The sequence below is a fragment of the Frankia tisae genome (genome assembly GCF_025403405.1).
Classification (GTDB): Bacteria; Actinomycetota; Actinomycetes; order Frankiales; family Frankiaceae; genus Frankia; species Frankia tisai.
The window spans coordinates 1-9,008 of sequence record NZ_JANEZT010000285.1; the positions used below are offsets into that span (position 1 = coordinate 1).

The 9,008-nt window shown below is 74.6% G+C and carries 5 protein-coding genes; 1 reads left to right on the forward strand and 4 read right to left on the reverse strand.

Annotation, left to right across the window (positions count from 1 at the left end):
- The first annotated feature begins 353 nt into the window (after nt 1–353).
- Entirely contained in the window at nt 354–1,739 is a 1,386-nt protein-coding gene (locus NBZ85_RS22720) for a hypothetical protein (protein WP_372517756.1), read from the forward strand.
- A 1,612-nt stretch (nt 1,740–3,351) separates the two neighbouring features.
- Here NBZ85_RS22720 and NBZ85_RS22725 read toward each other — a convergent pair.
- From NBZ85_RS22725 to NBZ85_RS22740, 4 genes are read right to left on the reverse strand one after another with little or no spacing between them, the layout of a single operon-like run.
- On the reverse strand, nt 3,352–4,512 hold the full coding sequence (locus tag NBZ85_RS22725; RefSeq protein WP_261557932.1) for a glycosyltransferase family 4 protein: 1,161 nt from the start codon (nt 4,510–4,512) through the stop codon (nt 3,352–3,354).
- Between the two features lie 49 nt (nt 4,513–4,561).
- Nucleotides 4,562–6,193 carry a glycosyltransferase gene (locus NBZ85_RS22730; RefSeq protein WP_261557934.1) on the reverse strand — a complete coding sequence of 544 codons (1,632 nt, stop codon included), beginning with the start codon at nt 6,191–6,193 and terminating at the stop codon, nt 4,562–4,564.
- Nucleotides 6,190–7,605, reverse strand: coding sequence for a glycosyltransferase family 2 protein (locus NBZ85_RS22735; RefSeq protein WP_261557936.1), 1,416 nt, complete (start codon nt 7,603–7,605; stop codon nt 6,190–6,192). The genes NBZ85_RS22730 and NBZ85_RS22735 overlap by 4 nt, the downstream gene beginning before the upstream one ends.
- Nucleotides 7,602–8,813 (reverse strand): ABC transporter ATP-binding protein, encoded by a 1,212-nt coding sequence (locus NBZ85_RS22740; RefSeq protein WP_261562556.1) that lies wholly within the window; start codon nt 8,811–8,813, stop codon nt 7,602–7,604. The genes NBZ85_RS22735 and NBZ85_RS22740 overlap by 4 nt, the downstream gene beginning before the upstream one ends.
- Between the last annotated feature and the right edge of the window lie 195 nt (nt 8,814–9,008).

Below are 9,008 nucleotides of genomic sequence, written 5' to 3' on the forward strand. Positions count from 1 at the left end.
GGTGGCCTGCGAGACTCGGGGGGATGGGTAACGTCAGCCAGGTCCCCGGCGAGGCATTCGAGGCCGGCGGCCGACGTGACGACACCGAACTCGCCCGCTCTGCGGGGCCCGCCCGCGCCGTGCCGATCCAGGCCGGCTCGCCCGAGTCCGTCCTGTCCGGCAGCGGCGGTCCGCCCGTCGCCGGTGTCACCGGCGAACCCGTTGACGCCTCACCGGCTCGGCGGGTCGGGCTACTGGAGGCGGTCCTCGGACGGAGTCGGCGAGGTGTTCGTCGTCACGCAGTGTTCAGCGGGTTGTTCGTCGCGGCGGTCGCAGCCCGGGTGCTGGTGCTGGTCGCCTACCCGCCGGCGCTGATGTATCTGGGCGACTCCGCCGCCTATCTGGACCAGGCCTGGCGCGATCTGTGGCCGGGGGACTGGCGGCCGTCCGGCTATCCGATCTTCCTGCGAATCCTCGACGGTCCCAGCCACGTGACCCGGATCGTGGTCGTGCAGCACCTGCTGACCTTGGCCGTCGCGGTGGCGCTCTACGCGGCGGCGCTGCGCGCGGTCCGCCGGCCCTGGTTGGCCGCGCTCGCCGCGGCCCCCGCGCTGCTCGCGCCGTGGGTGTTGGACCTGGGCCAGTTCGTGCTGGCGGACAGTCTGTTCGGGGTGCTCGTCTCGGCCGGCGTCGCGGTGCTGGCGGGCTGGGATCGGCCCCGGGCCGTCGCGGCCGCGGGTGCCGGGCTGCTGCTGGGCGCGGCGCTGTGTGTGCGGACCGTGGGCTACGGGCCGCTGGCGGTCGCCGTGGTCGTGCTGGTGGCCGACGCGGTCGCCGCCCGCGGCCGCCGGGCGGCGCCAGTGCGCGCGGCGGGGGCGGCGACGGCGCGGGCGGTGGCCCCCGTCGTTGCGTTCGTGGTGGCGGCCGCCGTGCCGGTGGGCGCCTACGCGGGGTGGAGCGCGGCCGAGGGCAAGGGTTTCGCGGTATCCGCCCATTCCGGGTTCTTCCTGTACGGGCGGGTGGCGCCGTTCGCCGACTGCTCGACGATCTCCCGTGCGGACCTGCGGACCCTGTGCGACCCGCGGCCCGTGAACCAGCGCGGCGCCCCGGTCCGCTACCTGTGGCCCGCCGGCTCGCCGCTGCGACAGGGCCACCGGCAGGTCCCCCCGGGGCGGGAGGACCTCGCGGGGACGTTCGCTCACGAGGTGGTGCGCGGGCAACCGTGGGTGATCGCCACATCCTCGGCCCGTTACCTCGCCGGCTACCTGGACCCGGTCCCCTACGAGACCCCGAAGACGTCCCGGGCGGACACCTGGGAGCTGCCGACCCGCGGCACCAACGTGCTGGCCCCGGACGACGCCCACGCCGACGACGGCTACTTCGTCGCCACCGCCGTGCACTCGCCGCCGGCGGGCCTGCTCGCCGCCTGGTCCCGATTCTCCTACGCGCCGATGCCCCTGGTCGGCCTGGGCCTGCTGGCGGGCGTGGCGGCGTCGCTGCTCACGGCGGGCCGGGCGATCCGGGCCCGGCGGGCGGCGCGGCGGCGCGGAATGGGGCGGCCGGTCGACCGGCTTGGCGGGCCCGGCCGGTTGTTCTGGCTGGCGGCCGGCTCGGGCGTGTCGACACTGGGGCTGTCCGCGGTCACCTCCGGCTTCGACTACCGCTACCTCGGCGCGGTCATCGGGCCCATCGCCCTGGCCGCGATCATCGGTGCGAGCGCGTTCGTCGCCGCGCTGCGGCGGCGGCGAACCGCCGCATAGCCGGCCTAGGCCGGGCGCTACCGTCATATCGGTGGCGGCGCGGCGGTGGTTCGTGGCCGGGGTGGCCGCGGCCGGTCTGATCTTCGGCTCGCTGGGTCTGCTCGTCGCCGCGGTGGTCCCGCCGTTCACCAGCGCCGACGAGGCGCAGCACACGGCCTACGCCCTTGAGCTCGCCCACGGTTCGCTGCCGCAGCTCGACACCCCGGTGCGGTCGAGAGTGCCCGGTATGCCGGGCCTGCCGGCGAACTGCCGGGCCTCGCCCGCGCAGGCCCGGGCCGCGGTCGACGCGCGCGCCGACGGGCTCTGTGGGGTGCGCCTCGGCCGGCCGCTGTCCAACTTCGATCTTGTCTACACCGCCAACCATCCACCGTTGTTCTACGTGGTGGAGGCGGTTCCGCTGGGGGTCGGCGGGGCGTCAGGCCATCCACTGGCCGGCTTTCGCGCCGCCCGTGTCGTCAACGTGCTGCTCGGCGTGGGCGTCGTCGTCGCGACGGCGGCGCTGTGTCGCGCCCTGCTGCCGAGACGGCCGGGTGTTGCGGTCGGGGCGGCGGCGGTCATGGGGACCGTCGGGCTGGTCGTCGTCACCTCCGGGCAGATCTACAACGACACCCTGGCGATGGCGATCGTGACGGGGCTGCTCGCGGTGACCGTCGCCCTTGCTCGCGGCGGGCCGCGGCCGCGCATCCTGGCGGGTCTCGCGGTGCTCGGGCCGGCCGCGGCGGCCAGCCGGGCCAGCGGCGCGGTGGCCCTCGTCGCCGTGGTGCCCGCCGTCGCCGCTGCCGTCGCGCTGCACGCGGCGGGCAGCCGGGTCCGCCGGGCCGGCCGGGGCCTGGCCGCCGCCGGTGCGCTGCTCGCCCTCGCCGTCGCCGCCGTCGGCTGGTTCTACCTGCGCAATCAGCGCCGTTACGGGGATCCCACCGCCTCCGGGCGGATCGCGGACATGTTTCCGCTGGGCGGGGCACGCCCCTCGGCCTGGCAGGTGCTGCGCGACGGGGATCTGTGGTGGTACGTCTACCGCGGGTTCTTCGGCCGGCCCACGCTCGTCACCGGTCACGCCGAGCAGGTCGCCGTCGGTGTCGCGGTGGTCACCGGCGTCGGTCTGGCCGCGGCGGCCGTGCGTGCGTGCGCCCGTCGCCCGTCTGCCGGGGGTGTCTTCGGACGGTCCGCGTTCGGCCCGGGCGGCAGCGGCAGCGGCAGCGGCGGCGGCGGCGGCGGCGGCGGCGGTGCGGCCGTCGGGTGGTTCCTGCTGGCCGCGCACTGCCTGCTCGTCGTCGCGACCCTGGTTGGATATGTGGCCGCCGGTGGGGCGTCGTTCACCCGTTACCTGCTGCCGATGGCGCCGGTGCTCGCGATCGGCGTCGCCGCGTCCTGCCGGGCCCTGCCGCTGGGCCGGCGCGGGTTGCCGACCGTGGCCGTCGTCGCGGCGATGGCGGCCTGCACGCTGGTGCTCGTCGGGCGGGAGCTGGCGTGGAAGCGGCCCGCCCTCGCCACGCTCGCCCTGCCCGATCGGCTGCGCGCCGCCTGGGCGATCGCCGGGCCCGGCTCGGCGTGGGTCGGCCTGTCGGTCCTGGCGGGCTGCGCGATCGTCGGCGGGGTGCTGCTCGCCGTCGCCCTATGGAAGCTCGGCGACCCGGCGGTAGACGGCCGCGGTGAGCTCCGCGGTGCGCCGCCAGGTGAAGGCGCGGGCGTGGGTGCGGCCGGCCTCGGCGTCGCCGGGGGAGGAGAGCAGGGCGAGGATCGCCTCGGCGAGGTCGTCGGCGAACGAGTCCCGGTCGGCCTGGCGGACCAGCCGCACCGGGCTGCCCGCCCGGGTGCCGGCGGAGCGGGGAGCGGGATCGAGCAGGGCGCCGGTGACCTCTCGGACGGTCGGGATGTCGGCGGCGACGACCGGGGTGCCGGCGGCGAGCGCCTCCAGGGGCGGTAGGCCGAAGCCCTCGTAGCGCGACGGGAAGCACAACACGCTGGCGCCCGCGACCGTCGCCCGAAGCTGCTCGGCGTCGAGGTAACCGGCGGTGATCACGCTGCCGGCGGGCAGCCCGGCCAGGTCGAGGGCCGGCCCCCACCCCGGCGGTCCCACGAGCACCAGCGGGGGGGCGCCGAGTTTCGCCGCGTGCAGCCGGCGGACCGCCTCCAGCAGGACCGGCAGGTTCTTGCGGGGTTCGGCCGAGCCGACGAACAGCAGGTACCGCTCGGGCAGGCCGTGCTCCCGCCGCCAGGCTCCCGTCGGGGCCGGGGTGGTGAACCAGGCGTCGTCGACGCCGAGTGGGGTGGGGGTGACCAGCGCCGGGTCAAGCCGGTAGGCGGTGATGACCTCCTCGGCGACGGCCCGGCTCGGGGTCAGCACGGCCGCGGCTCGGCGCAGCCCGCGTGGGACGAGATCGCTGTAGCGGGCGGACGCGGCACTGACCGTGTCGGGGGTTCGCAGGTAGGACAGGTCGTGGACGGTGAGCACGCCGCGGGCCCGGCGCAGCGGTGGGAGCACGAAGTTCGTCCCGTGCACGACGTCCGCGGCGCCGGTGAGCCATTCCACCGGTGGATGCTCGCCGCGGATCCAGGCGTCCTGCAGCAGCCGCGCCGGCGCACGGCGGGCGGCCGGGCGCACCCCCGCCGGCAGGCTCCCGGCGAGCTCGTCGAGCCCGCGCCAGGTGAACGCCGTCGCCGCCAGGTCCCAGGAGGTGTCGAGGCGGGCGAGGCCGGCCAGCAGATGCTCGGTGTAGCGGCCGACGCCGGTGCGCCGCCCGAGCAGCGGCGTGCCGTCGAGCACGATCCTCATCCGGTGGCTCCTGCCGCTGTCGCGTCGATGCCGCACGTGCGGGTCCCGGTCAGCCCTGGTAGAGCCGGCGGCCCTCGGCGATGTCGTGCCACTGGCGGGCGAACGCGTCATCCGAGAAGGTCTGGGCCCGCTCGATCGCCGCGGCGGCGAGCCGGCCGCGCAGGCCGTCCTCGGCGGCCAACCGACGGGTGAAGGAGGCGACCTGTTCGGGGCCGGTCCACCGGTAGCCGTCGACGCCATGCCGGACGATCTCCCGCTGCCCGGCGCGGTCGATGACGACGGGCACGCAGCCGCCGGCCATCGCCTCGACGGTGGTCATCCCGAAGTGCTCCGCCGTCCAGGGGCGGCGCCGGTCGTCCTCGCCGTAGCCGGTCGCCGACCAGAACACCGAGCTGGTCGACAGCAGGTGCTCGACCTGTGCCCGCGGCGCGTTCGGGTGGATCCGCACCGGCAGGCCGGCCCCGGCGGCGCGGACCAGCTCCAGGTAGGGCAGCTGGGAGTCCTCGCAGCCGCCGACGACATGCATCGTCCAGCCCGGCAGGTCGCCGGCGCGGTAGAGCTCACCGAACCACTGGACCATCTCCAGCTGCCGCTTGGCGTGCCCCAGCCCCGGTGCGAAGAACCGCCCGACGGTGATGACGGCTTTCTCCCGGGCCGGCGCCGGGTGCAGCCGCTGCACCTGAATCGGCGGGAACAGCACGTCGGCGTCCCGCTTCCACAGCCGCCGGATCCAACCCTGGGTGAACTGCGAGTTGGCCATGACCACGTCGTAGCCGTCGAGGTAGGCCAGGTCCGCCGGGTCCCGCAGCAGCCAGGGAAAGCGCAGCGGCAGGCGGGCGATCGGCCCCTCGTCGCCGTCGGTGACCCGCGGCCGGCTCACCGCGACGCCGAGTTCGCGCACGTCCGCGTCGCCCGGCGAGAACGCGTCGCTGACCAGGGTGAGCTCGGTGCCGTCCGTGGTTGGCGGCAGCGGCACCTCGAACGGGGCGAAGTCGGTGCCGATCTCCAGCTTGGCCAGCACTCCGCCGCCCGCGTCGAGGACCCGCAGCGACGTACCGGCGGGCGCGCCGGGGCGGCCGATGTCGGCGCGCAGGGTGCGCCGCTCGCCTGGACTCACGGCGAGGATGCCCGACCCGTTGGTCCAGGTCCACTGCCGGCGACGGCCGCCCTCCGGCGGGTACCAGCCCTGCCCGAAGCTGACCGCCGGGCGTATCCCGCGCAGCAGCGGGCCGGCGGTGCGCACCGCGGCCTTGCGCCAGGCCGCCATGTCGTGGTCGAAGGGCGTCGGGAAGAAGCACAGGTACGCCGAGCGCCGGGACTGCGGCGCGATGCGGCTCATGTACGAGCCGTTGACGAACAGGTCGTAGCCCGCGGACAGGGCCGCGATGGCCTCCTCGCCGCGGTCCGGCAGCCGGACGTAGCGGCAGCCGGCGAGATCCAGGCCGAGATGGCTGCCCAGCCGGTCGAGGTCGACCTCGGAGTGCCCGAGGATGTCGACGCTCGCGCCCTCGGCCGCCAACACCTGGGCGATCATGCCGTTGTGGCGTTCCCCGCCGCCCATCGAGTGCCAGAACCGGTTGTAGACGGCGGCGTGGACCCCCCGCGCCGGGTGCTCGTCGGGGCCGGCGGCAGCGGTGGCCGGCGCGGCGGGATCCGTGGCGTCGCTCGTGAGCTCGCTCATCGAGGAACCAGCCAGCTCTGCAGGCTCGACCGGCGCTCGGCGGTCGTACGGCCGATCTCGCGGCGGGCCCGCAGCATCGCGGGCAGCAGCCGCAGGTAGGAGCCGCACACCCGCAGCCGCAGCAGCGTCGGGCGGATCGCCGGCCGGCTGCGGCCCCGCCATGCCTGGCGAAGGGTGCGCACCGCGATGGAGGCGGTCGTCGCCGGGTAGCGCAGCACCGCGGACAGCGCCAGCGTCGCCGTCGCATCCTTGGTGAGCATCAGCAGCCGGTTACGGTCGGTGTGGAAGACGAACAGCGGCGACCACTCGACGCTCGACGCCGAGTGGATGTGCCGCAGCACCGCGCCCGGGGCGTAGCGGATCGTGTACCCGCGGGCGCGGATGCGCCAGGACAGGTCGGTGTCCTCGTAGTAGAGAAAGAACGCGTCGTCGAACCAGCCGAGCTCGTGGCCCAGCGACGACCGGATGGCCATCCCGTTGCCGCAGGCGGTGAACACGTCCTCCGGCTGGTCGAACTGGCCGGTGTCGACCTGCTGGTAGCCGCGGTCCGCGCCATAACCGTCGGTCAGCACGATCCCGCCGACGTTGTTGACCACGTCGACGCGCGGCGCCTCCCCGCCGACGGTGAGCGTCACCGTCGTCGACTCGGGGCCGACGGCCAGCTCCGCCCGGCCACCGTCGGCGGCACCGGTCGGGCCGTCCCAGCTCAGCACGACCTGCTTGCGCGACTCCGCCGCCCAGGTGAACCCGAGGGTGACCGGCCCACCGTCGGGGATCGGCACGCACAGTTCGCCGCCCCCGCGGGTCCAGAAGTACGGCGTTTTCGCCGGTCCCTCGGCGCCGTAGGTCAGCTTCTCCCAGAGCACCTCGCGCAGTGCCTCGCGCCCGTCGACCGTCACCGACGACACCCGTACGCCAAGCTCGCGGGAATCGTGCGGGCCCGGCACGAAGGTGGGCGTGCTCAACTGCATCCGCAGGAACCGGGGGAGGAAGACGACCTTTCCGGTGGTGGCGCCGAGATGCTGGCCGCCGGGCTCGTCGAACGGCGCCAGCAGGGCCGCGAGCCAGGTCGGTTCGGGGATGGCGTCGTTGTTCACCAGCACTGCGTACGGCGTGGTGACCTGGCGCAGGGCGAGGTTGTTGCCGCCGGCGAAGCCGAGGTTGCGGTCCGAGGGCACGACGCGCACCCAGGGGTACCGCTCGGCGAGCAGCTCCCGGGAGCCGTCCGCGGAGGCGTTGTCGACGACCCAGGTCTGGAAGGCGAAGCCGGCATCCTGCTTGGCGACGCCGTCGAGGCAGGCCGGCAGGAGGTGCGCCCCGTTCCAGTTGACGATCACGATGGTCGCCAGCGGCTCCGCGGACGTGGCGCCGCCCGGCCCGGTGGTGGTTCCCGTCTGTTCCCGCTCCGTCATCCGCGCAGCCTCGCCTCGTAGTCGACCTTGAGAAGCCCGTCCGCCTGCGGGCCGCTGACGCCGAACAGCTCCTCGAACCGGCGGGTCGTCACCGGGGCGCCGGAGATGGCGTCCGAGACGTGCACCTTGACGGCGAACGCCCCGAGTAGTTCAGGCAGGTGCGGGACGGAGAAGTCCACGATGTGCCGGCCGGGGCCGACGGCGAGCCCACCGGGCGGCGTCTCCATCATCCAGATGGGCACCTCGCTCTGCCCGACGATGTAGGTGTGCAGGTAGATCCGCTCCGGCGCGCCCTCGGTGACGTCGAGCTCGACACTGACCGTCAGCCGCTCGCCCGGGTCGTACTGCACCAGCGGCAGCCCGCCGGGATCCGGGCTGAAGGCCACCGACTGGGGCCGGACGGTGGCGTACTCCCACGACACCGGTCCCTCGGCCGGCAGGCTGCCCAGCTTCTGCCGTAGCAGCTTCGTGCCCACGGCGGGGTTGCCATCGTAGATCAGCGAGCCGGACTCCAGGACCAGGATCCGGTCACACATGCTCTCGATGAGGTCGAGGGAGTGCGTGACGAAGAGGATCGTGCGCCCCTGCGCCCGGAACTCGGCGATCTTGGCCAGGCACTTGCGCTGGAACGCCTCGTCGCCGACGGCGAGCACCTCGTCGACCAGGAGCACGTCCGGATCGACGTGCACGGCCACGGCGAAGCCGAGGCGCACGTACTGGCCGGACGAGTAGTGCTTCACGTCATCGTCGATCTTGTGCCGCAACTCGGAGAAGTCGACGATCGAGTCGAACAGCCGGTCGATCTCCCGCTTGGACAGCCCGAGCAGCGAGGCGTTGAGATAGACGTTGTCCCGCCCGGACAGCTCGCCGTTGAACCCGGCGCCGAGTTCCAGCAGCGACGCGATCCGGCCCTGCACCGAGACCTCTCCGCTGGTCGGGCGCAGGATGCCGGCGAGCACCTTGAGCAGGGTCGACTTCCCCGAGCCGTTCGCGCCGGCGAGCCCCACCGTCTGGCCGCGCCCGATCGTCACGTCGACGTCGCGCAGCGCCCAGAAGTCGTCACCGGCGGGGCCACCGCGGCGGACGAACCGTTCCTTCAGGCTCGTCGCGCGGTTGCTGTACGAGACGAACCGTTTGCTCACCCTGGTCCCCTGGATGACGACTGCCGAGCCGGAGTCGGCTTCGCCGGCGTCGACGGGCCTGGGCACATCGAGGGGAACGACCGCGCCGGGCACGCCGCCCGGCGCCGCGCCGCCGTCCCCGGCACCGGCGCTGTCCCCGATGCCGGGGACGCCCCAGGGGTCGAGCTGACCCGGTGGTGGCGGCGCCGCGACGTTCGGGTAGGACGGCGGGGCCGGGGTGGCTGGGTCGAGCGTGGTCGGGTCCAGCGCGGCGGAGCCGAC